Origin of the sequence: Salinibacterium sp. dk2585, assembly GCF_008001035.1 — a bacterium.
Taxonomy (GTDB): Bacteria; Actinomycetota; Actinomycetes; order Actinomycetales; family Microbacteriaceae; genus Homoserinimonas.
On sequence record NZ_CP042856.1, the window covers coordinates 2,777,087 to 2,797,820 of the forward strand.

Annotated in this window: 20 protein-coding genes; 9 read left to right on the top strand and 11 right to left on the bottom strand. The window is 68.7% G+C overall.

Going from position 1 to position 20,734, the window contains the following annotated elements:
• Positions 1–71: 71 nt before the first annotated feature.
• Positions 72–3,443: a proline dehydrogenase family protein gene (locus tag FVA74_RS13210; protein WP_147722932.1), complete on the bottom strand. Its 3,372-nt coding sequence runs from the start codon at positions 3,441–3,443 to the stop codon at positions 72–74.
• 124 nt (positions 3,444–3,567) lie between these two features.
• Here FVA74_RS13210 and FVA74_RS13215 point away from each other — a divergent pair, with 124 nt between their 5' ends.
• The gene (locus FVA74_RS13215) at positions 3,568–3,774 is read left to right on the top strand and encodes a hypothetical protein (protein ID WP_147722933.1); all 207 of its coding nucleotides are present in this window, start codon (positions 3,568–3,570) and stop codon (positions 3,772–3,774) included.
• A gap of 2 nt (positions 3,775–3,776) precedes the next feature.
• On the opposite strand, the gene FVA74_RS13220 is transcribed toward FVA74_RS13215, so the two are convergent.
• Positions 3,777–4,328: a thioesterase family protein gene (locus FVA74_RS13220; RefSeq protein WP_240792252.1), complete on the bottom strand. Its 552-nt coding sequence runs from the start codon at positions 4,326–4,328 to the stop codon at positions 3,777–3,779.
• A gap of 78 nt (positions 4,329–4,406) precedes the next feature.
• Here FVA74_RS13220 and FVA74_RS13225 point away from each other — a divergent pair, with 78 nt between their 5' ends.
• Positions 4,407–5,273 carry a rhodanese-related sulfurtransferase gene (locus tag FVA74_RS13225; protein ID WP_147722934.1) on the top strand — a complete coding sequence of 289 codons (867 nt, stop codon included), beginning with the start codon at positions 4,407–4,409 and terminating at the stop codon, positions 5,271–5,273.
• 53 nt (positions 5,274–5,326) lie between these two features.
• Here FVA74_RS13225 and FVA74_RS13230 read toward each other — a convergent pair whose 3' ends face one another.
• Together FVA74_RS13230 and FVA74_RS13235 are read right to left on the bottom strand one after the other, a co-directional pair.
• Positions 5,327–6,472, bottom strand: coding sequence for a hypothetical protein (locus FVA74_RS13230; protein WP_147722935.1), 1,146 nt, complete (start codon positions 6,470–6,472; stop codon positions 5,327–5,329).
• A gap of 191 nt (positions 6,473–6,663) precedes the next feature.
• Positions 6,664–7,143, bottom strand: a complete 480-nt coding sequence (locus FVA74_RS13235; RefSeq protein WP_147722936.1) for a DUF4190 domain-containing protein — start codon at positions 7,141–7,143, stop codon at positions 6,664–6,666.
• A 149-nt stretch (positions 7,144–7,292) separates the two neighbouring features.
• Here FVA74_RS13235 and FVA74_RS13240 point away from each other — a divergent pair, with 149 nt between their 5' ends.
• The 3 genes from FVA74_RS13240 to FVA74_RS13250 all read left to right on the top strand — a co-directional run bounded on the left by FVA74_RS13240 (position 7,293) and on the right by FVA74_RS13250 (position 9,802).
• Positions 7,293–8,315 carry an ATP-dependent 6-phosphofructokinase gene (locus FVA74_RS13240; protein ID WP_147722937.1) on the top strand — a complete coding sequence of 341 codons (1,023 nt, stop codon included), beginning with the start codon at positions 7,293–7,295 and terminating at the stop codon, positions 8,313–8,315.
• Between the two features lie 66 nt (positions 8,316–8,381).
• Complete coding sequence (gene panD / locus FVA74_RS13245) at positions 8,382–8,792, top strand: aspartate 1-decarboxylase (RefSeq protein WP_147722938.1); 411 nt, start codon at positions 8,382–8,384, stop codon at positions 8,790–8,792.
• A 20-nt stretch (positions 8,793–8,812) separates the two neighbouring features.
• Positions 8,813–9,802: an MDR family oxidoreductase gene (locus tag FVA74_RS13250; RefSeq protein ID WP_147722939.1), complete on the top strand. Its 990-nt coding sequence runs from the start codon at positions 8,813–8,815 to the stop codon at positions 9,800–9,802.
• Between the two features lie 6 nt (positions 9,803–9,808).
• Here FVA74_RS13250 and FVA74_RS13255 read toward each other — a convergent pair whose 3' ends face one another.
• The 6 genes from FVA74_RS13255 to FVA74_RS13280 form a co-directional block, all read right to left on the bottom strand.
• Positions 9,809–10,594, bottom strand: a complete 786-nt coding sequence (locus FVA74_RS13255) for a uroporphyrinogen-III synthase (protein ID WP_147722940.1) — start codon at positions 10,592–10,594, stop codon at positions 9,809–9,811.
• Positions 10,595–10,664: 70 nt separating this feature from the next.
• On the bottom strand, positions 10,665–10,910 hold the full coding sequence (locus FVA74_RS13260) for a DUF3618 domain-containing protein (RefSeq protein ID WP_147722941.1): 246 nt from the start codon (positions 10,908–10,910) through the stop codon (positions 10,665–10,667).
• A gap of 43 nt (positions 10,911–10,953) precedes the next feature.
• On the bottom strand, positions 10,954–11,376 hold the full coding sequence (locus tag FVA74_RS13265) for a phage holin family protein (protein ID WP_147722942.1): 423 nt from the start codon (positions 11,374–11,376) through the stop codon (positions 10,954–10,956).
• A gap of 9 nt (positions 11,377–11,385) precedes the next feature.
• A complete protein-coding gene (locus tag FVA74_RS13270; RefSeq protein ID WP_147722943.1) occupies positions 11,386–11,715 on the bottom strand; it encodes a YtxH domain-containing protein in 330 nt (109 codons plus the stop codon).
• Between the two features lie 111 nt (positions 11,716–11,826).
• Complete coding sequence (locus FVA74_RS13275) at positions 11,827–12,729, bottom strand: serine hydrolase (protein WP_147722944.1); 903 nt, start codon at positions 12,727–12,729, stop codon at positions 11,827–11,829.
• Positions 12,730–12,793: 64 nt separating this feature from the next.
• Complete coding sequence (locus FVA74_RS13280; RefSeq protein WP_147722945.1) at positions 12,794–14,737, bottom strand: M13 family metallopeptidase; 1,944 nt, start codon at positions 14,735–14,737, stop codon at positions 12,794–12,796.
• 100 nt (positions 14,738–14,837) lie between these two features.
• Here FVA74_RS13280 and FVA74_RS13285 point away from each other — a divergent pair, with 100 nt between their 5' ends.
• Positions 14,838–16,115, top strand: a complete 1,278-nt coding sequence (locus tag FVA74_RS13285) for a uracil-xanthine permease family protein (RefSeq protein ID WP_147722946.1) — start codon at positions 14,838–14,840, stop codon at positions 16,113–16,115.
• A 139-nt stretch (positions 16,116–16,254) separates the two neighbouring features.
• Positions 16,255–17,568: an MATE family efflux transporter gene (locus FVA74_RS13290; RefSeq protein WP_370454530.1), complete on the top strand. Its 1,314-nt coding sequence runs from the start codon at positions 16,255–16,257 to the stop codon at positions 17,566–17,568.
• 18 nt (positions 17,569–17,586) lie between these two features.
• Here FVA74_RS13290 and FVA74_RS13295 read toward each other — a convergent pair whose 3' ends face one another.
• On the bottom strand, positions 17,587–18,684 hold the full coding sequence (locus FVA74_RS13295; protein WP_147722947.1) for a LacI family DNA-binding transcriptional regulator: 1,098 nt from the start codon (positions 18,682–18,684) through the stop codon (positions 17,587–17,589).
• An 87-nt stretch (positions 18,685–18,771) separates the two neighbouring features.
• On the opposite strand from FVA74_RS13295, the gene FVA74_RS13300 reads away from it, so the two are divergent.
• The gene (locus FVA74_RS13300; protein WP_147722948.1) at positions 18,772–19,980 is read left to right on the top strand and encodes an MFS transporter; all 1,209 of its coding nucleotides are present in this window, start codon (positions 18,772–18,774) and stop codon (positions 19,978–19,980) included.
• A gap of 48 nt (positions 19,981–20,028) precedes the next feature.
• Complete coding sequence (gene nucS, locus FVA74_RS13305; RefSeq protein ID WP_147722949.1) at positions 20,029–20,724, top strand: endonuclease NucS; 696 nt, start codon at positions 20,029–20,031, stop codon at positions 20,722–20,724.
• The last annotated feature ends 10 nt before the right edge of the window (positions 20,725–20,734 follow it).

Consider the following 20,734-nt stretch of genomic DNA (forward strand, 5'->3'; position numbering starts at 1 on the left):
GCCTCTGCACTCGAGGAAAGCCAGAGCACGAGGAAGCTCGGAGCACGAAGAAACTCAGAGCACGAGGAAGCTCAGAACTCGATCTGCGCCACCATCGGGTCGGGGCGACCATGGCGCTCCGCCGCCATGCTCACGACCTGGGCGCGCAGGAACGGCAGCAGCTCGAGCCGCCCAGACGTCGTGACGGGTGCGGCGTAGAGCGCGACATCCGGCCGAAGCGAGAGCACTGTGGCCAGCACCGCGGGGTCGCCTCCGAGCAGCCGAATGTGCGGGGTCGTCACCTCGCCCGATTGCAGGCGGGCGTGCCAGCGCGTGTCGCTCTCGATGAGCACCTCGCTGACGCGGAGCGGCGACAGCGGGTGCGCGAAGAGCTGCACGAGTCGCTCGGGCAGCGGCTGCGCGGTGCTGATGTGCACGCGCGCCCCCGCGCGCGTGGCCGCCGCGAGCACGCGCACGAGTTGTGCGGGCGAGACACCGTCGGAGAGGCGCACAGTCGTCTCCACGGGCAGGTAGCGCACGACTGTGCGGATTCCGGATGCCCCGCTCTCCTCCCGCGCGTCGCGATAGCGCTCGATCCACGCGCGTTCGTCGCTCACCGCGCCGGCGCGCACGAGGTCGAACTCGAGGAACTTCATGTTCGGCTGCGCGGCCTCGATGAGCGTGCGCACCGTGTCGCCGATGCCCTCGAGTCGCACGCTCTGCTGCGGCTCACTGAACTTGGGAACCCACTCGCCGAGGGCCATGATGCGCTCGGCGCTGCCACGAGGTGCACCGGCCCCGCGCCATCCGCCGCACTGCAGCGAGTCGAGCGGATGCCCAACCGTGGCCTTGTTCACATGCAGCGAGCCACAGTCCACCGAGTCGAGCCACGCCGCAAGCTCATCGACGTCGAGCGTGTGGATGCCGGCCGTCTCGCCCTGCAGTTGGTTCTGCAGTCGGATGGCCGCCTGCAGGTCGGGGACGCTCGTGAGCACGAGGGCGGGGGCGTCGACGGTGCGCTGCGCCGCAACCTCCGATTCCACGCCGTCGCGCACACCCGGCCGCCACAGGGTGAGCCGGTCATCGAGGGCCTCGGGTTCGACCAGCCAGCTCTCGCCGTCGCCCGCGAGGGAGAGCAGGCGGCGCACGCGCTCTGGCGGTGGTCCGATGAGCGGCCCGAGCCTCGCCGAGGCCTCGAGGGACGAGGCGGGATGCCGCGAACGCACCGCATCCGCAATGCGACTGCGCAGCTCCTTCGACTCCCCCATGCCGCCAACGAGGATCACGAGGCGTGCACCCTCCGGGTGCTGCCCCGCGTGGTGGAACGCCCCCGTGACGATGTCACGGGCGGCGGCGTCGATGTCGGCACTCGCGGCGACGATGACGGATGCCACTCCCCGCACCTCACCGAGCGGGGGCCGTTCGGGCCGCCACGACCGCAGAAGCCGTGCGGTGTCGCGATCCCCTGAAAACATCACCTGCTCGACCTCGGGGTGCGAGAGGGCCCGCCGGGCGACGGCGGGATCCTCGGGCACGACGAGCGTCACGAGTCCGGGCTCGATGCCCGACTCGTGCGCTGCCCGCACGACGGCCGCGGCGCTGTGCCTCGCCTGGTGGGCGGGTTGCACGACGACGGCGCTCCCGGCGAGCAGGGCGGCGGCGATACCGTCGGCGATGTCGCTCGCGGGTGCCGTCCAACTGGGGGCCAGCAGCACGGCCGCGGCCGGGGCGAACTCGGCGTTGTCGATGGCCGCGACGGCATCGTGTTCCCGCACGAGCCTGCGTGTGAAGGCGACGGCGCGCACGATCTCCTGGTCGGCTTCGGCGATCGTCATCCCGGTTTCGCGCACGAGGGTCGCGACGAGCTGTCCTCGCATGATCTCGAGGGCGTCCGCGAAGGCGCTGACGGCCTCGACGCGCTCGGCGGCGGATGCCCGGGCACCCCACTCCTCGCCCGCTGCGACCGACTCGGCAATGAGTGCGTCAAGCGCCTCGACGTCGCGCATGATCTCGAACGACTCGAGGGCGTCGTCGCGCGCCCGGGTGAGCACGTCGCGCGCCCACTGCCGCCCCTCCGGCGTGGCGGGGTCGACCAGAGCGGGCGCGTCCCCGAGAGAGGTGTGCGGGGTGTGCTCCGGCAGTGCTTGCTCCATGGCATCGAGCGATGCCCGGAATCGCGCCGCCTCGCGCTCGAACAGTGCCTCGTCCTCGGCGAGCGCGGGCATCGCCGACCTAAAGCTGGCGGGATCAGCCTGCTCGCGGAGCCGCTCGAGCAGGTACCAGGCGACGCCGCCATAGGCCACATCGTCGACGACGGGCGCGTATGCCGTGACGGTCGCACCGGAAGCGAGCACCGCCTCCGCGTAGGGCGTTGCGCCCAGATGCATCTCGATCTCAAGCCGCGAGGCGACCCCGCGGCGCTCCGCCAGCTCCCGCGCGAAGGCCAACTCGAAGAGGTTGTTGCTGGCCATCACGACAGACAACGATTCCGAGCGATCTGTGCGAAGTGCCCAGTCCAGCATCCGCTTGACCTGCGCATCCGTCGCTTCCCTGCTCGGCAGGGCTCCCGGCTGCGGCACGCCCTTGACGAGGCGAACACGGGTGGACGCGCCACCTTGCGCTCGGCGTTCGCGCGCCCACGCGGCGACGCCCTGCAGGAGCGACAGGGAGTCCGGCAGGTTCGCCGGAAGGGTGATGCCGCCCTCATAGGTGCTGAGCGACGGCCGCGAGAGCAGTCCCGTGAACACGTCAAGCGTGTAGTCGACCTCACTGCGGCCGCCCATCTCGAGCGTGATGCGCTTGGGGGTCGCGGCGGCAGCGGCGGCCTCGTAGAGCGGCTCCAGCCGGTCGATCGCCCGCTCGACCGCCTCGTCGTGCGCCCAAGGGTGGTGGGGGCCGACAAGGTCCGCGAGCCTCACCGAGACGCTCTCCACCTCGGCGCGCGCGAGCAGTTCCGTGACGGAGGCGAGTCGGCGATCGGCCGAAGTTCCGCCGAGCACGGCATTCCCGAATGGGGCTACATCGACACGGATGCCGCGTTCCCACAGGTCTCGGATGCGCTCGCCCAGCTCCGGCGCGTCGACGACAAACTCGCGCATCGAACGCCTGAAGCTCGCCCGCACGATCGGCACGAGCGCCCTCGGCGAGAGCAGCGAGAAGCCGCCCGCGAGCTGCACGAGCACGCGGAGCCCGGCGGGAAGGTCCGGCGGCATCTGGCGGGAGAGCCGCTCGAGGTTGCGCGCGGCGGCGCCCTCGTCTGCGGCACAGATCACGAGCTCGATGAATTGGGTCGCGAACTCGAGTCCCTCGGCGTCGCGGACGATGTCCGCCGTCTTCCAGGCGCTTCGCGACAGTCGAGGGCGCCGCATCCCATCGGCGGGCGGGGCGAGCCACTCGCGCACGGTCGCGATGACGGAATCGGTGAGGTCGGCTGCGCGAGCGGGGGTCTGCGACGCGGACGGCATGGCCCAAAGGCTACTGCGGGCATCCTGTGAATGGTTGCCCGCCGCGCCCTCGCATGCTGTGGGTGCGCTGAGCGACGGATGCCACGCCTTTACGTCGTATGCACCTGCTGGTTAACTCGTGCTCATGAGTTTCGACCCGTTTGCAAACCAGGGCGGCCCCGCCGCGTGGGACCCCAAGGCGAGTGAGGAATCCAACCGCGCGGCCGATGAGTTGTTCGCCGCTGAGCGCAGCGAGATTCACGACGACGAGTTGATCCCCAACGACGGCAACCCGGAGCAGCCGGGAAACCTCCCCGACCCCGACCTGGAGTCGGACGAAGCGAGCGAGTAGCCCTAGTCCTCCCAGACGCTCGGCGTTGGCTCGCGCCGGGACGGCAGCGTGACATCGTCGGCCCAACGCCCCACCCATTCGGGCAGGTGGTGCTGCGACACGTCCACCCCGACCGCCTCGGAGATCTCGGCGAGCGGCACGGAGCCGCCGCTGCGCTTGAGGAAGCGTCCGCGCAGCACCAGACGGCCCGCAAGTTCACCCTTCACGACGAAGCGGTGCTCAAGGTAGACCGACTTCTCGTCGAAGCCCATGATGCGGCTCTCGATCGTGAACTTCTGCCACGGCTCTAGCGACAAGCGATGCGTGATGGTCGAGGACTGCACGACGGGATACCAGCCGCGCGACATGAGCACCTTCCAGAGCCCCGTGCGCTGCAGCATCTCGAAGCGGGCGATGTCGGCGATCGACAGGTAACGCCCGTTGTTCATGTGCAGGTTGATGTCGAGGTCGGTCGGCAGCACACGGAACTTCGAGGTCACGACGTCGAAGACGCCCACGCGCGACATCCGCCGTGCGCGCAGGAGGTGGATGAGGGTGCGCCAGATCACGTTCACCGAGTCAGGGTAACGACAGCTACCGCAGGGCGGCCATTTGACTGTGGGAGTTCAACAACGCCCGCGTAGGCTTGTGCGGTGTCTGTGCCGAAGATCCTGCTCTACTACTGCTTCACCCCTCTCGCCGATCCCGAGGCGATCCGGCTATGGCAGCGCGACCTGTGCGAGTCACTCGGCCTGGGCGGTCGCATCCTGGTCTCGCCCCACGGCATCAACGGCACGGTCGGTGGCGAGCTCGATGACGTGAAGCGCTACGTGCGCAAGACCCGCGAGTATGCGCCTTTCAAGGGGATCGACTTCAAGTGGAGCGAGGGCACCGGCAACGACTTTCCCCGGCTGAGCGTGCGGGTGCGTGAGGAGCTCGTGAGCTTCGGCGCCCCGGATGAGCTCGCGGTCGACCAGCACGGCGTTGTTGGCGGCGGACAGCACCTGAGCCCCGAGCGGCTGCACGAGCTGGTGGAACAGAAGCAGGTCACCTTCTTCGACGGGCGCAACGCCTTCGAGGCCGAGATCGGTCGCTTCAAGGATGCGGTGGTTCCGGATGTCGCAACCACCCGCGACTTCGTCGCCGAACTCGACAGCGGCAAGTACGACCACCTCAAGGACCAGCCGGTCGTTACCTACTGCACTGGCGGCATCCGTTGCGAGGTGCTCTCGAGCCTCATGGTGAAGCGTGGCTTCACCGAGGTGTACCAGCTCGACGGCGGCATCGTCCGCTACGGCGAGGCTTTCGGCGACTCAGGCCTCTGGGAGGGCTCGCTCTACGTCTTCGACCAGCGCAAGGCCGTGCAATTCACGGATGCTGCGGCCACCGTCGGCCGCTGCCACCGCTGCGACGCCCCGACGAGTCGCATGGAGAACTGTCACGAGCTGTCGTGCCGCACCCAACTGGTGGTGTGCGATACGCACGCCGATGAGGCGGCGTGCTCCGAGCATTCGCTCTAATCGCTGAGCTCGGTGCCGAGACCGAGCACCCGAGACCTTGGTGCAGCGGAGACCTAAGGGCGCGTGCGCCGTACCGTTCGCTGCACTCCCATCAGCCCAAGACCTATCGCCAGGAGTAGCGAGGCGGCCGCGCCCCACCCAATGACCTCCGCGCCCGTCACCGGGAGCTGGGCGAGCTCCTCCGGCTCGACTGGGTCGACGGGGCCAGCAACCACCGGTGCCGCAGAAACCGCGAAGACCAGAACGCCCGTGGCCGCCTCGAACGTGGCATTGCCCGCCGATTCTGCCGCGATACGGCACTCCCCGACACCCGTGAACGCAATGGTTGCCGAATCGACGGTGCACAGCGACGGCGTAAGACTGGAGTGTGTGATGGCTACGCCACCCGCGGTTGTGGAGGCGAGAGTCAGGCTCTTGCCGACCTCGGCCTCAGTCGTCGGGGGCGCCGCAATAGTGTCGGCCGCGAGCGCGATGGCGAAGGATGCCGTTGCCGACGAGGCGAGGTAGGTAGCGTCACCCGCTGTGGTCGCCTCGATCGTGCAGGCACCCGCCGCGACGGGACTCAGGTCGGATCCCGTCACCGCACATGTGCCGGGCGTGAGGCTCTGGAACGTGACGGGCAGGGCCGACGCCGCGGTCGCCGACAACACCACATCACTCGTCATCGTCACTCCGGTAGGAGCTACGAACGTGATCGTGTCTGCCTGCGTCACCTGGAGCGCGCCGAGCGTGAACGTTCCCCTGAGAATGAGTGCGCTGTCCGCGTGGGAGCCGCCAACGCGAAACCCGTAGGTCTCTCCCGCCGTGACGGTGAAGGTGTGCGACCCGGAGAAGCCGAAGCTGTCAGACGCGCCCTGGTTTACGAGCACAGTCGAGCCGTCGTCGTCGAATGCGGAGAGGCTGGCGCGGGCCGCGAACCAGGAATGGATCCCATTCCAGGTGTAGGGCACCGTCACGGTGCCGGTCACCGGCGCGGTCGACGAGAATGTCCACGTGCCATTGAATGCCGTTCCGCCGTCGTAGCTGAACTGTGCCGGGGCGCCCACGCCATCTGACACCAGCGTCACTGAGCCGGGACCCGCCGCAGACCAGGGCTCGGGCGCGGCGTGTGCGGCGGGCGCAAGGCCACCAATGACAAGTGCGGCGGTGATGAGGGGCGTGAGCGCGAGGGCGCGCAGACGTCGGCGAGGCTGTGGCACGGGTTGGACTCCTGGCGGGTAATGGAGGCAACTGCAACTTGTATATCGGGTCAAGGAGCAGAGTCCTGAACAAGGCGGACTCTGAGACTACTGCCCACACACCCTGCCCTCGTGACCCCGGTTCGGGTGTCAATTGCAGTGCGCCCACCCCTGCGCTCCCACGCTTGCCCCCGGCTAGGGACATTTCACGCCTAGGTGCAGCTGATGGTCGTGCCGTTGTCGAGTTCGTAGACGCCCGCCTTGCGGCCGTCGCAGGCGCCGCCGATGCCCATGCCGCTCGCCATGAGGAAGAGCTGGGTGCCGAGCAGCACGGTCGTGACCGCACCGACGATCATGGCGGTCATGCCGAAGCCGCCGCCGTAGCCCACCGCGCGGGACTTGCGGTACGACAGGAGACCGAGCACGATCCCGACGATGCCCACGCCGAGGGCGATCACGATGCCGACGATGCCGAGCACCTTGCCGGGGTCCTTCTCGGGCAGCGATTCCTCCGCGTCGTCGACGGCGGGCGTCGGCACAGCGGATGTCGCGGGCTGAGGTTCGGGCGCGGTGACCGTGTCGTCTGCCTCGGGTGTGGTCGCGGCATCCGTCGCCTCGTCGGGCTCGGGCGCCTCAGAGACCGCCACCAGGTTCTCCGCGTCGTCGTTGACTGCGGTGTTCTTCTTCACCATGCGAATGCTCCCCCATGCTGCGACGGGTGTCGCCGTATCACCGTCGCGCGACTGTACCGCGAGGGATGCTCAGTCCGCTAGCGCCGTATTCGGGGGACAGAGTTTCATCATCTCTCCCGCGCGGGCCACACACCCACCAAGATGGGGGTATGCGTATTGGAATCTTCACCAGCGGGGGCGACGCTCCCGGACTGAACGCCGTCATCCGCGGGGCCGTGCTCAAGGGCGACAAGCTCTTCGGCCAGGAGTTCGTCGGCTTCCGCAATGGCTGGAAGGGCGTTCTCGAAGGCGACATCGTGCCCCTCGGACGGCATCAGGTGAGGGGCATCTCCAAGATGGGTGGCACCATCCTTGGCACCTCGCGCACCAATCCCTTCGAAGGCGGCGGGGCCGACCGCATCCGCGAGGTGCTCGAGGCCAATGACATCGGCGCCATCATCGCGATCGGCGGCGAGGGAACGCTGGCTGGGGCGAACGAGCTCTGCAACCAGGGCCTGCCGATTGTCGGCGTGCCGAAGACGATCGACAACGACCTCTCCGCGACCGACTACTCCTTCGGCTTCGACACGGCCGTGCAGATCGCGACGGATGCCATGGACCGGCTGCGCACGACCGGAGACGCCCACGGTCGCTGCATGATCGCCGAGGTCATGGGCCGACACGTCGGCTGGATCGCACTGCACTCCGGCATGGCGGCCGGTGCCCACGCAATCCTCATTCCGGAACAGCGCACCTCGATGGAACAGATCACGGAGTGGGTGACGAGCGCACACGACCGCGGGCGCTCGCCGCTCGTCGTCGTCGCCGAGGGCTTCGTGCTCGACGGCATGGATGACCCGTACTCCGAGCGCGGCCTCGACACCTTCGGCCGCCCCCGCCTCGGGGGAATCGGTGAGGCGCTCGCCCCCGCCATCGAGGAAGCGACGGGCATCGAGACCCGCGCCACGACGCTGGGGCACATCCAGCGCGGCGGCACGCCCTCCGGCTTCGACCGCGTGCTCGCGACCCGCCTCGGCATGGCCGTGCTCGACCTTGCCCGCGAGGGCAAGTGGGGCCAGATGGTCGCGCTGCGCGGCACCGACATCGCGACGGTGCCGATCACGGAGGCGGTGGGTCGGCTCAACACCGTGCCAGAGGATCGCTACGAGGAAGCGGCGATGCTCTTCGGCTGATCCGGTCGTTCAGTCCGGTTTCCCGGTGGAATTCCGGGCCGATATGATGCGTTACCCTTAATCGCCATGCTGCTCACGATGCTCAAAGCGAAGATTCATCGCGCGACCGTCACACAGGCCGACCTCCACTACGTCGGATCCGTCACCGTCGACAGCGACCTGCTTGAGGCATCCGGAATCCTGCCGGGCGAGAAGGTGTCCATCGTCGACATCACGAATGGCGCGCGCCTCGAGACCTACACGATCGCCGGCGAGCCCGGCAGCGGGGTGCTCTCGATCAACGGTGCAGCGGCGCATCTCGTGCACCCGGGAGACCTGGTCATCCTCATCGCCTACGCGCAGATGGAGCCCGCCGAGGCACGCGAGTTCCAGCCATCGATCGTGCACGTCGACGCCGAGAACCGCATCGTGCACCTCGGCACGGATGCTGCGGATGCGACCGGCACGTCCGGCATCCGCCCCCCGCTCGCGCTCTGAACCTCCCATAGTCTGGGTGCATGCGTGCACTCAAGGTTGAGAAAGACGACAACGGCATCACGACCAGCCTCATCACCGACCTGGGCGATGATGACCTCATGGCGGGTGACGTCACGATCGACGTCGAGTACTCGAGCATCAACTTCAAGGACGGCCTCGCCATCACGGGGCGGCCCGGCGTCATCCGCGACTATCCCCTGATCCCCGGCATCGACCTTGTCGGCACGGTCGCCGAAGCGGATGCCTCAAGTCCCTGGTCTGCGGGAGACCGCGTGCTCCTCAACGGCTGGGGCATCGGCGAGACGCACCACGGGGGGCTCGCCGAGCGTGCGCGCGTGAAGTCCGACTGGCTCGTTCGCGTGCCGGAGTCCCTGAGCTCACACCGGGTCGCCGCGATCGGCACCGCGGGGTTCACCGCGATGCTCGCCGTGCTCGCGCTCGAGCGGGCTGGCGCCCTCGACCACTCCGATGGCAGCGTGCTCGTGACGGGTGCGGCCGGCGGCGTCGGGTCGATCGCGATTGCGCTGCTCTCGCGCCTCGGGCATCACGTGACGGCATCGACCGGTCGCACGCAGGAGGCTGACTACCTGCACTCACTCGGGGCGGACGACATCATCGACCGCGCCGAGCTCAGCGAACAGGGCAGGCCTCTCCAGGCGCAGCGGTGGGCCGGAGCGATCGACTCTGTCGGCGGGCCCACCCTCGCCAACGTGCTGGCCCAGACCTGTTACGGCGGCACCGTCTCCGCGTGCGGCCTCGCCCAGTCCGCGGACCTCCCGGCAACCGTCATGCCGTTCATCCTGCGCGGCGTCACCCTCGCGGGCATCAACTCCGTCATGGCGCCGCAGCCCCTGCGCGAGCAGGCCTGGCAGCGCCTCGCGAGCGACCTCGACCTGGAGCTACTCGACAGCCTCACGCAGACGGTGTCGCTGGCGGATGCCCCGGGCGTGGCCGAGCGCATCCTCGGCGGCGGGGTGCGAGGACGCACCGTCGTCGACGTGCGCAACTAGGGAGCGCTACTCTTCTTCGTCGCTCGTCGTGTCGTGGGCATAGTCGGCGAGCGCTTCAACGAGCGCTTCGGCGGTGCGATCCTCGGAGATCACGTCGACCTTGAGGCCGGCGGCGCGAGCGTCGAATGCCGTCCGCGGGCCGATGCAGGCCACCACGGTCGACTCGGGCAGGGTTCCGAGCTGCTCGTTCACCTCGCGGGCGACCACGCCGGAACTGATGAGGATGGCGCTGATGCGCCCGGAGGCGACATCCGCCGCCACCCGCTCCGGGATGGGGATGCCCACGACGCGGTGTGCGGTCACAAAGTCGAGTTCGAGACCGAGTTCGGAGAGGCCCTCGAGCACGCTGTGCTCGGTTGTGTCGCCCTCGGGCACGAGCGCGCGCCCGCCCCTCGCGTCTTCGGGCCAGGAGGTGAGCAGCCCGCGCGGGGAGTTGTCGGGCGAGGGAACCAGGTCGGCCTCGTAGCCCGCAAGCGTGAGGGCCGCGAGCGTGGTCTCGCCGACGCACGCGATGCGAGTCTCGGGCGGTACCTGTACGCCGCGGATGTTGAGCACATCGACTGTCGTCGCGCTACTCACGACGATCCAGTCGTAGTAGCCCTCCTCGAGGCGGCCCAGTGCTGCGTCGAGCGGCGCAGGATCCTCGGGCATCGAGAAGTTGATCATGGGCGCGACGACGGCGGTCGCCCCGAAGGAGCGGAGCGTCGCTGCGACGTTCTCGCCGTAGGCGCCGCCGCGCGGAACAAGCACGCGCCACCCCGTGAGTGGTTTGGCGCGACGCAGAAGGGTCATGGTCCCATCCTGCCCCTCAGGGGCGAGTCCGCAAAAACGTGCGGCCGCCCTTGAGCGGCCGCACGCATCGTCAGTCGTCGCCGAAGATCGCCCAAGCGACGAGTCCGCCGACCGCGATGATGGTCGCGGTTGCGCCCACGATCCACGGGGTCGGGTTCGTCTCATAGGAGCGCTTCGCCTTTTCGCTCCACTCACTCGTGCGCTTCTTGACGTTGAACTTGTCCTCGATTGCGTCGAGCGTCTCGCCCAGTGACTCGCGCGCTGCCTCGACGGCCCTGCTGGCGTCCTTGGCGTTGGCGGGGGTGCTCTCGCTCATGGTTCTCCTCGTGTGTCGGGTTCGAATCTCAGGATGCCGGTGGCTACGACGACCAGGGGCGACGGATACCGCGCACCACGTCGACGTCGCGCTTGACGCTCTCTATGGTCGCCTCGGGCATGGGCGGGATACCCGACTTCAGCTTGGTGTAGCCGATCCACCCGAGGATCGCGGCGACGATGAGCAGCACTCCTGCGACGATGAGCGCAGCGGCCCAACCTGGCATGACGAGCGCCAAGGCCAGCACTGCCGCCGTCAGCAGCACGCCGACCATGAAGAGCAGCACGACCGCCGCCGCGGCAATGAGGCCGCCACCAATGCCGAGCGCCTTCAGCTTGGCCGTCATCTCGGCCTTGAGCTGCTCGATCTCGGCGGTCACCAGCTCGGAGACCAGCCGCGGCACGTCGCTCAGCAGCTCGATGAGCGAGCGCCGCCGCGCACGGGGTGGAGTGCTCTGGTCGGTCATGGGTGGGTCCTAGCTCGAGGCCGCGTTCGTGCTGCCGCCGGAGGTGGAAGGCTTCGACGCCGACGTGCTGGAGCTGGAGCTGGAGCTACCGGCCTTCGACTTCTTCTTGCCGCCCACCTGGGAGACGACCTTCTTCGCGTTGTCGCTGATGAAGTCGGCGACCTCAGGAGCCTTGTCCTTCGCGAAGTCCTCCACAGCCTCGACCTTGGTCTGCACTCGAGGGTCGTTCCAGAACTGGGCGGCCTTGCTCTTGATGTCCTCGTAACGCTGCCGCCCTGCTCGGGCGCCCAGCACGTAGCCGACGGCCAGACCTGTCAGGATGAGAATCTTTCCACGCACGGTGTCTCCATTCCGTTGGGGGTGGTCCTGTGTCGTCTCAGCGTAGTGCTGGGGCCTCCAGCGGATGTTTGGCAAACTCCCAGAGAGTCACTTTCCTTGCCGTCGCGCAGTTCAATAGACGAACTCGAGGATGTCGCGGCCGACCGTGCGCATGGCGTCGAGCACCCTCAGGCGCTCGTGCAGGCTCGAGTCGGTGAACTCGACCGTGACCGCGTAGGAGACGCCGCCCTGCCGGCCTTTCAGCATGCCCGCGTCGCAGCGCACGCCGTCGTCGGTGCCCGTCTTGTTGACGAGTTGCAGTCCGTGGCTCGTCGCGCGGTGCGCAAGTGGGTCGAGCCCGAAGGCGCTCGCGACCATCGAGAGGTCACTGTTGAGCGACAGCCAGTCCAGCACGCGCTGGCTCGTGACCGAGTCGACGACCTGGCCGCGACTGAGGGCATAGAACAGCCAGGCCAGTTCGGCCGTCGCGCCGACCGAGAACTGGGGCGCGTCATCCGGCCCTCGCTTCATGCGCACGCGGTCGAGCAGCGCGGTACGACGGAGCCCCAGTGACTCGGCGCGTTCGCGCACGGCATCGAGGCCGATGTGGCGCAGCAGCACGTTGGTCGCGACGTTGTCACTCGCCGCGCCCACCAGGAGGGCGAGGTCGCCCAGCGGCAGCGTCGGCACCTGCATGCGGTGCCAGAGCCCAGAGTCGGCGATCGCGTCATCCGGTGTCTTGTCGAGGATGCCGGGCACGCGCGGGTCCCGTGTCGTGATGCGTGCCGCCGTCTCAATCAGCAGCAGCACCTTGCCCACGCTCGCGGTGGGAAGTGCGACGCGGTCATCGATCGCGAGGAGCGGCAGGCCCGTCGTGAGGTCGAGCACGGTGGCCGAGACACGGGCGCCCGCGAAGGCGAGCTCGCCAAGGGCGGCGAAGCTCTCGGTGAAGTTCTCAGCGTCGTCCGTGCCGCGGTGACGGGCGACTGCGGCGGCGCGCAGGCGTCGACGACGGTGCTGTTCTTTGGAGTTCACGGCTCCTTCTTCTTTGCCACCGCGGGTTCGGGTCGCGCGGGGGCTGGGTCGCTGCGGGGTCAGGTCACCAGATGCTGACGCGCTCGGCCGGGGCCAGCCACAGCGCGTCGGATTCACTCAGGTCAAAGGTCTCATAGAAGGCGTCGATGTTGCGAACGATCTGGTTGCACCGGAACTCGTTCGGCGAGTGGGGGTCGATCGCGAGCAGGCGGATGACCTCCTCGTCTCGCGCCTTCATCTGCCACGCCTGCGCCCAGGAGAGGAAGAAGCGTTCGGCGCCGGAGAGCCCGTCGAGCACGGGCGCCTGCTCGCCGCCGAGCGACAGCTGGTAGGCCTTCCACGCGATGCCGAGACCGCCGAGGTCGCCGATGTTCTCACCGATCGTGAGTGAGCCATTGACGTGGTGCTCGGGCGTCTGCTTGGGCGCGAGCGCGTCGTACTGCTCGATGAGCGTTTTCGTGAGCTTCTCGAACGCGGCACGGTCCTCTGCCGTCCACCAGTCGATCAGCCGTCCGTCACCGTCGAAGCGCGAGCCCTGGTCATCGAAGCCGTGCCCGATCTCGTGCCCGATGACAGCGCCGATCGCACCATAGTTGGCAGCGTCATCCCGGTTCTCATCGAAGAAGGGGTACTGAAGGATGGCCGCGGGGAACACGATCTCGTTAAAGCCGGGGTTGTAGTAGGCGTTGATCGTCTGCGGCGTCATGAACCACTCATCGCGGTCGAGCGGCTTGCCCACCTTGCCCAGTTCGCGCTGGAACTCGAACTCGCTCGTCGCCCGCACATTGCCCAGCAGGTCGGCCGGGTCGACCTCGAGTGCCGAGTAGTCCCGCCACTTCGATGGGAAGCCGATCTTGGGCGTGAACTTCTCGAGCTTCTCGAGGGCACGCGTGCGCGTGGCATCCGTCATCCAGGGCAGCTGCGAGATCGACTGGCGATAGGCCTCCACGAGGTTGTCGACGAGCACGTCCATGGCCGCCTTCGCCGTCGGCGGAAAGTGTCGCTCGACGTAGATCTTGCCCACCGCCTCGCCCATCGCACCTTCGACGAAGGACACCCCCCGCTTCCAGCGCGCCCGCATTTCCGGGGTGCCCGTCAGGGTGCGGCCGTAGAAGTCGAAGTTCGCCTCGACGAAGGCGCTGCTGAGGTATGGGGCGGAGGAACGGATGACCTGCCAGCGCAGCCAGTCGCGCCACGCATCGAGGCGGTCGCCCGTGAACAGGCCCTCGACCCCGTTGATGAAGCTCGGCTCACGCACGACCAACTCGTCGAAGCTGCCCGCGGGCGGGTCCATCGCCGACAACCAGGCGCCGAGGTGTTCGCCCGCCGTCTCAGACCACGACGTCAGGTTGTAAGTCGCCTCGGCGTCGCGCGTGCGCACGTTGTCCCAGTGGTGGGATGCGATGGCGGTCTCGACCTCGAAGACGCGTGCCGCGGCATCCGCAGCCCCCTCGATGCCGGCAAGCGTGAACATCCGCTCGATGAAGGCGCGGTACTTGTCGCGCACCTCGGCGAAGCGCTCCTCGCGAAAGTACGACTCATCGGGCAGCCCGGTGCCGCCCTGCTCCATGAAGACGAGGTAGCGCTCGGGGTTGCCCGGGTCGTTGTCGACGAAGAGCTGGAAGAGGCCCGCGACCCCCTGCCGCTCGAGCCTGCCGAGGGTGGCCAACAGGTCGGCGAGGGATGCCACGGCGTCGATGCTCTCGAGGGCGGGCCGCAGCGGCTCGGCGCCCAGCTGCTCGATGCGCTGTTCGTCCATGAAGCTCGTGAAGAGGTCGCCGACCTTGCGCTGCTCCGTTCCGGGGTCTGCGTGCTGCGACTCCTCGATAATTGCGCGGACGGCCTGCTCCGCCTCCTCGGCAAGCACATAGAAGGAGCCGTAGCGGGCCTTGTCTGAGGGGATCTGCGTGCGGGAGATCCACTTGCCGTTGACGTGCCTGAAGAGGTCGTCTTGCGGGCGGATGCCCGGGTCGAGTTCGTCGAGGTCGATGCCGGATGCGCGCGTCATGGACCCACCATAACGAGTGCCAGCGACACGCCCCCTGAGCCGCTAGTCTCTCGGATGGTCCACGCCCGTCACGGGCCGCGATACACGAAGAGGGAGCAGCATGGCGATCTGGAAGTTGCACGGCGACGGCAAGGATGTTGCCGCATCAGAGATCGTGTTGCCGGAGGAGCGCCTCAGCTGGCCCCGCACGATCGGCTTCGGCGGCCAGCACGTCGTCGCGATGTTCGGCGCGACCTTCCTTGTGCCCCTCATCACGGGCTTCTCGCCCTCGACGACGCTCCTCTTCTCGGGGCTCGGCACGCTGCTCTTCCTCCTCATCACCCAGAACCGCCTGCCCAGCTACCTCGGCTCGTCCTTCGCGTTCATCGCGCCGATCACTGCCGCCGTGGCATCCGATGGCAAGTCGGTCGCGCTCGGTGGTGTCGTCATCGTGGGCGCGCTGCTCGCGATCGTCGGCATCATCGCGCACGTCGCCGGCACCCGCTGGATCAACGTGCTCATGCCGCCCGTCGTCTCGGGCGCGATCGTCGCGCTCATCGGCTTCAACCTTGCACCGGCCGCGCGCGACAACTTCTTGCAGGCGCCGCTCACGGCGCTCGTGACGCTCCTCTCCGTCATCCTCGTGACGGTGCTCTTCAAGGGCCTCATCGGCAGGCTCTCGATCGTCATCGGTGTCGTCATCGGCTACGCCTTCGCCTGGTCGCAGGGTGAGGTCGACATGAGCGGCGTCGCGGATGCCGCGTGGATCGGCCTGCCCGAATTCATCACGCCGACCTTCAGCACCGACCACCTCTTCATCTACCTCATGTTCCTGCCGGTCGTGCTCGCCCTCGTGGCCGAGAACGTGGGGCACGTCAAGGGCGTCGGTCAGCTCACCGATCGCAACCTCGACCCGCTCACGGGACGCGCACTCTTCGCCGACGGCGTCGCGACCGTCGTCGCGGGCATGGGCGGCGGCTCCCCCACGACCACCTACGGCGAGAACATCGGCGTCATGTCGGCAACGCGGGTCTTCTCGACGGCCGCCTACTGGGTCGCCGGCATCGCCGCGATCCTGCTCGGCCTCTCGCCCAAGATCGGGGCCATCATCTTCACGATCCCGCCGGGAGTGCTGGGTGGCGTCACGACCGCGCTTTACGGCCTCATCGGCATCATTGGTGTGCGCATCTGGGTTGAGAACAAGGTGGACTTCTCGAAGCCGAAGAACCAGTTCACGGCCGGCATCGCGCTCATCGTCGCGGTCGCGCCCTTCGTCTGGGTCATCCCGGCCGGCGAGGGCTCAATCGAGTTCAGCGGCATCATCCTGGGTACGGTCGCGGCGCTCGTCGTCTACCACGTCATGAACCTGCTCGGCCGGCTGCGCGGCACCGACAAGTAGCCGTCCCCCGTTCCGAATTCAGGAGTTGGCTCTCAGAATTCAGGAGTTTGGGCTGGTTCGGTGACACGAAGGCCGGCGCCGCCACCTACGCTCCTGAATTGTGAACGCCAACTCCTGAGTTATGAAAGTCGGCTCCTGAATGATGAAAGCGCTCGACCGGGAGATCCTGCGGCTCGCCGTGCCGGCCCTCGGCGCGCTCATCGCCGAGCCACTCTTTCTGCTCGCCGACACCGCCATGGTCGGCCACCTGGGTGCGGATGCGCTGGCCGGTCTCGGCATCGCGAGCGCGGTGCTGCAGACGGTCGTCGGGCTGCTCGTGTTCCTCGCCTACGCGACGACGCCCACGGTCGCCCGCCGGCTCGGTTCGGGTGACCGGGCGGGCGCCATCCGTGCGGGCATCGACGGGATGTGGCTCGCGCTCGCCCTCGGCGTCGTGCTGATCCTCGCCGGCCTGCCGACGGCGGTCCCCCTCGTGGAGGCCTTCGGCAGCACGGCTGCCGTGGGCGTCGAAGCGATCGCCTACCTGACGATCTCGCTCTGGGGACTGCCAGCCATGCTGCTCGTGATCGCGGCATCCGGACTCCTGCGCGGACTGCAGGACACCCGCACTCCCCTGGTTGTGGCGACGGTCGGCTTCGGCGCCAACATCGCCCTCAACGCCTTCTTCATCTACGGCCTCGGCTGGGGGGTCGCGGGCTCCGCCGTCGGCACGGTCGTCGCCCAGTGGGGCATGGCCGCCGTCTACATCGTCATCGCCGTGCGCGCCGCCCGCCGCGAGAGCACGACACTGCGGCCCGGCCTTCGCGGGGTGAGCGGCGCCGCCGGGGCCGGCGGCTGGCTCCTGCTGCGCACCGCCTCGCTGCGGGTGGCGATGCTCGCGACGGTCGCCGTGGCATCCGGTCTCGGCGTGATCGAGCTGGCAACCCTGCAGATCGCCATGACCGTCTTCTCGACGCTCGCCTTCGCGCTCGACGCCCTCGCGATCGCGGGGCAGGCCCTCATCGGCCACGGGCTCGGCGCGAGCGATGTGCAACGGGTTCGTCGCATCACGCGTCGGCTCATCACGCTCGGGCTGCTCGCGGGCGTCGCGCTCGGGCTCGTGATCGCGGCGCTCTCCCCTGTGCTTGGCCTCGCGTTCACGGGTGATGCGGCGGTGCGCGCCGCCCTGCCGCTCGTCGCGGTCATCATGGCGGCCGGCATCCCGCTCGCCGGCTACGTCTTCGTGCTCGACGGCGTGCTGATCGGCGCGGGCGATGCCCGCTACCTCGCACTCACCGGCCTCGTGAACCTGGCCATGTACGCTCCGCTGCTCGCGTGGGTCGCCATCGCCGCCCCCGTGGACGCGATGCCGTGGCTGTGGCTTGCCTTCGGCTTCGGCTACATGGGCGCGCGGGCGCTCACACTGGGCGTGCGTGCCCGATCCGAGCGCTGGATCGTCACCGGCACGCGCTGACGGATGGCGCCGCTCGCGTCAGTCGAGCGGTGACGACGACGGCGCACCGGGTGCCGCCACCGTGGTGCCGTTGCGGAGGGTGCAGCGCAGCAGTGTCGGCTGCGGCTCCTCCCCGTCGAGTAGTCGCAGCACGCCGCGGCCGGCCGCGCGGCCCTTCTCGAGTGCGGGCTGCACGAGCGTCGCGAGCTCGATGCCGCCGTAGGCCTCCGTGCGGATGCCGTCGAAGCCCAGCACGCTGAGCTCCTCCGGCACCGAGACGCCCAGCTCCTCGGCAGCCCGGATGACGCCGAGGGCGAGGAGGTCGCTCTGCGCGATGACGGCGGTCGGGCGATGGCCTGGGTCGGCGAGGATCGCGAGGCCTGCCGTGTATCCCGACGCGGTCGAGCTCGCGGGCGCCATCCAGCCGCGAAGGCTCGTGTAGACGTCGAGCACTCCGCGCAGGCGCTCCGCCGCCGGGAACGAGGTCGCGCGCTCCTCCCAGTCGTCGCGGAGCGGTCCTGCCGCATGGCCGGCGCCGAGCGGGGGCGTGACGACGGCCACGTCGCGGTGGCCAAGTTCGTGCAGGCGCGCGGCGCCGAGTGCGCTCGCCCGCCGATTGTCGAGTGCGATGTCGAGCACGCCCTCCATCGGTGCCGCCTCGATCGCGACGATGGGGATGCGCCGCTGCCGCAGGAGGGCGACGGATGCGTCGAGTCGCGTGCTGCATCCGACCAGGACGACGGCATCCATCGGCGCGGTGTCGATGGGCGATGCGGCGTTCGCGTTCGCATCCGGGCCCGCGGGGTCGGTCAGCAGGAGGATGCTGAACCCTGCCGTGCCGAGTTCGTCGGCGAGCCCGTCGAGCATGGGGATGTTCATGGGGTCGCGGAATGCTTCGCGCAGGCGGTCTTCGATCACGACCCCGACGATGCCGGTGCGCCCGCTGCGGAGTGACCGCGCGACGGGGTCGGGACCCCCGTAGCCGAGGGCTTCGGCCGCCGCGAGCACCTTCTCGCGCGTCTCGGCCGCGACGGGCCCCGCACCGCTGAATGCGAGGGACGCGGTCGAGCGGGAGACGCCGGCGCGCTCGGCGACGGCGGCAAGGGTTGCCCGCGGTCTCGTTGCGTCGTCGGTCATGGCTTGTTAGCCTACTCGAATCGGTTCGATCGAATCGATTCGACCTGTCGTATGGCGGTCGGCTGCCCCTCTTCCTCCGCGAGCACCATGACGACTTCCGCCCTCACCCGCGCGCAGGCGACCACTTGGCGCAACGCCCTCTTCGTGATCTTCGCGCTCTGCGGGCTCGGCATGGCCAGCTGGATGGCTCGCACGCCCGCCGTGAAAGACGCGCTCGGCGCCTCGACCGCCGACATGGGCATCCTGATCCTCTTCCTCGCGAGCGGCTCGATCGCGGGCCTGCTCGTGTCGAGCCACGCGATCGCCGTCTTCGGCACCAAGCCCATCATGGCGTGGGCGCTCGGTCTGGGCCCCGCCGGTGTCATCGTGGCCGGCTTCGGTGTCTCCCTCGGAACGGATGGGTTCTGGGTCGTCGCCGCCGGGCTGTGCTTCTTCGGCGCGGCCCTCTCGATCGCCGATGTCGCCATGAACCTCAGCGGCGCCATCAACGAACGGATGCTCGGACGCACCGTCATGCCGATCTATCACGCCTTCTTCAGCGGCGGCACGATGCTCGGGGCGGGCGTCGGTGCACTGGGCGAGCTGCTACGGGTGCCGATCCTGACGCAGGCCATTGTCGTTGCGGCGATCATCGTGATCGCGGGGGTCACGAGCGTGCGCTTCGTACAGCACGAGAGCGTCGGGGACGACCCCGCCGATGCTGACGAGCCCAAGGGCACCTGGCGCGACCGCCTGTCGATCTGGCGCGACCGCCGCACCCTCCTCATCGGCCTGATCGTGCTCGGCATGGCCCTCGCGGAGGGCTCCGCGAACGACTGGCTCGCCCTCGCGATGGTGGAGGGGCACGGCGTCGACCGGGCATCCGGCGCGCTCATCTTCGGCGTGTTCGTGACCGCGATGACGGTCGGTCGCCTCGCGGGCGTGCGACTGCTCGACCGCTTCGGCCGCGTTTCCGTGCTGCGTGGTTCGGCGCTCCTCGCGATCGCGGGCCTGCTCATCGTGATCTTCGTGCCCGTGCCGTGGATCGCGGTCGTGGGTGTCGTCATGTGGGGCCTCGGCTCGGCACTCGGCTTCCCCACGGGCATGTCGGCGGCGGCGGATGACCCGCGAACGGCCGCCGCGCGCGTGAGCGCCGTCGCGACGATCGGCTACCTCGCCTTCCTCGCCGGCCCCCTCACGATCGGCTTCCTGGGCGAGCAGTTCGGGCTGCTCCGTGCGCTGCTGCTCGTGCTCGTGCTCGTCGTCGCGGCGGGACTCGCCTCGCCCGCGGCGCGGGAGCCCCAGCGCATGCGCTGATCCGGGCCGCGTCAGCCTGTGCGGCCAGCGACGACTACCCTCGATGGGGTGCGCCTCGTCATTGCCCGCTGCTCGGTCGACTACGCCGGCCGACTCAGCGCCCACCTTCCCCTCGCCACTCGCCTCCTGCTGTTGAAGGCCGACGGCAGCGTGCTCGTGCATTCCGATTCGCTGAGCTACAAGCCGCTCAACTGGATGAGCCCGCCCTGCACATTCGCAACCATGGAGCCGGAGCCCGAACAGGCGGATGCCGGCGTCACCGAGATCTGGCGGGTCACGCAGGCGAAGACGGCCGACCTGCTCGTGATCTCGATCCACGAGATCCTGCATGACAGCCAGCACGAACTCGGCGTGGATCCTGGCCTGCAGAAGGACGGCGTCGAGGCCCACCTGCAGAAGCTCCTCGCCGAGCAGATTGAAACCCTCGGAGACGGTTACCGGCTCGTGCGCCGCGAGTACATGACGGCGATCGGGCCCGTTGACATCCTGGCGACGGATGCTGCCGGCGCGAGTGTCGCGGTGGAGATCAAGCGTCGCGGCGACATCGATGGAGTCGAGCAACTCACTCGCTACCTCGAGCTCATGAACCGCGATCCACTGCTCGCCCCAGTGGCCGGGATCTTCGCGGCGCAAGAGATCAAGCCGCAGGCGCGCACGCTCGCGCAGGACCGCGGCATCCGCTGTGTCGTGCTCGACTATGACGCCATGCGAGGCATGGACGATAGCCACCTCCGCCTCTTCTGATTGGAGCAAG

Excerpts from the sequence above, each read along its gene's own strand:
- FVA74_RS13210 (WP_147722932.1), bottom strand. The coding sequence starts at position 3,443 with ATGCCGTCCGCGTCGCAGACCCCCGCTCGCGCAGCCGACCTCACCGAT.
- FVA74_RS13215 (WP_147722933.1), top strand. The coding sequence starts at position 3,568 with ATGAGTTTCGACCCGTTTGCAAACCAGGGCGGCCCCGCCGCGTGGGAC.
- FVA74_RS13235 (WP_147722936.1), bottom strand. The coding sequence starts at position 7,143 with ATGGTGAAGAAGAACACCGCAGTCAACGACGACGCGGAGAACCTGGTG.
- FVA74_RS13240 (WP_147722937.1), top strand. The coding sequence starts at position 7,293 with ATGCGTATTGGAATCTTCACCAGCGGGGGCGACGCTCCCGGACTGAAC.
- panD (WP_147722938.1), top strand. The coding sequence starts at position 8,382 with ATGCTGCTCACGATGCTCAAAGCGAAGATTCATCGCGCGACCGTCACA.
- FVA74_RS13250 (WP_147722939.1), top strand. The coding sequence starts at position 8,813 with ATGCGTGCACTCAAGGTTGAGAAAGACGACAACGGCATCACGACCAGC.
- FVA74_RS13255 (WP_147722940.1), bottom strand. The coding sequence starts at position 10,594 with ATGACCCTTCTGCGTCGCGCCAAACCACTCACGGGGTGGCGCGTGCTT.
- FVA74_RS13260 (WP_147722941.1), bottom strand. The coding sequence starts at position 10,910 with ATGAGCGAGAGCACCCCCGCCAACGCCAAGGACGCCAGCAGGGCCGTC.
- FVA74_RS13265 (WP_147722942.1), bottom strand. The coding sequence starts at position 11,376 with ATGACCGACCAGAGCACTCCACCCCGTGCGCGGCGGCGCTCGCTCATC.
- FVA74_RS13280 (WP_147722945.1), bottom strand. The coding sequence starts at position 14,737 with ATGACGCGCGCATCCGGCATCGACCTCGACGAACTCGACCCGGGCATC.
- FVA74_RS13285 (WP_147722946.1), top strand. The coding sequence starts at position 14,838 with ATGGCGATCTGGAAGTTGCACGGCGACGGCAAGGATGTTGCCGCATCA.
- FVA74_RS13290 (WP_370454530.1), top strand. The coding sequence starts at position 16,255 with ATGATGAAAGCGCTCGACCGGGAGATCCTGCGGCTCGCCGTGCCGGCC.
- FVA74_RS13295 (WP_147722947.1), bottom strand. The coding sequence starts at position 18,684 with ATGACCGACGACGCAACGAGACCGCGGGCAACCCTTGCCGCCGTCGCC.
- FVA74_RS13300 (WP_147722948.1), top strand. The coding sequence starts at position 18,772 with ATGACGACTTCCGCCCTCACCCGCGCGCAGGCGACCACTTGGCGCAAC.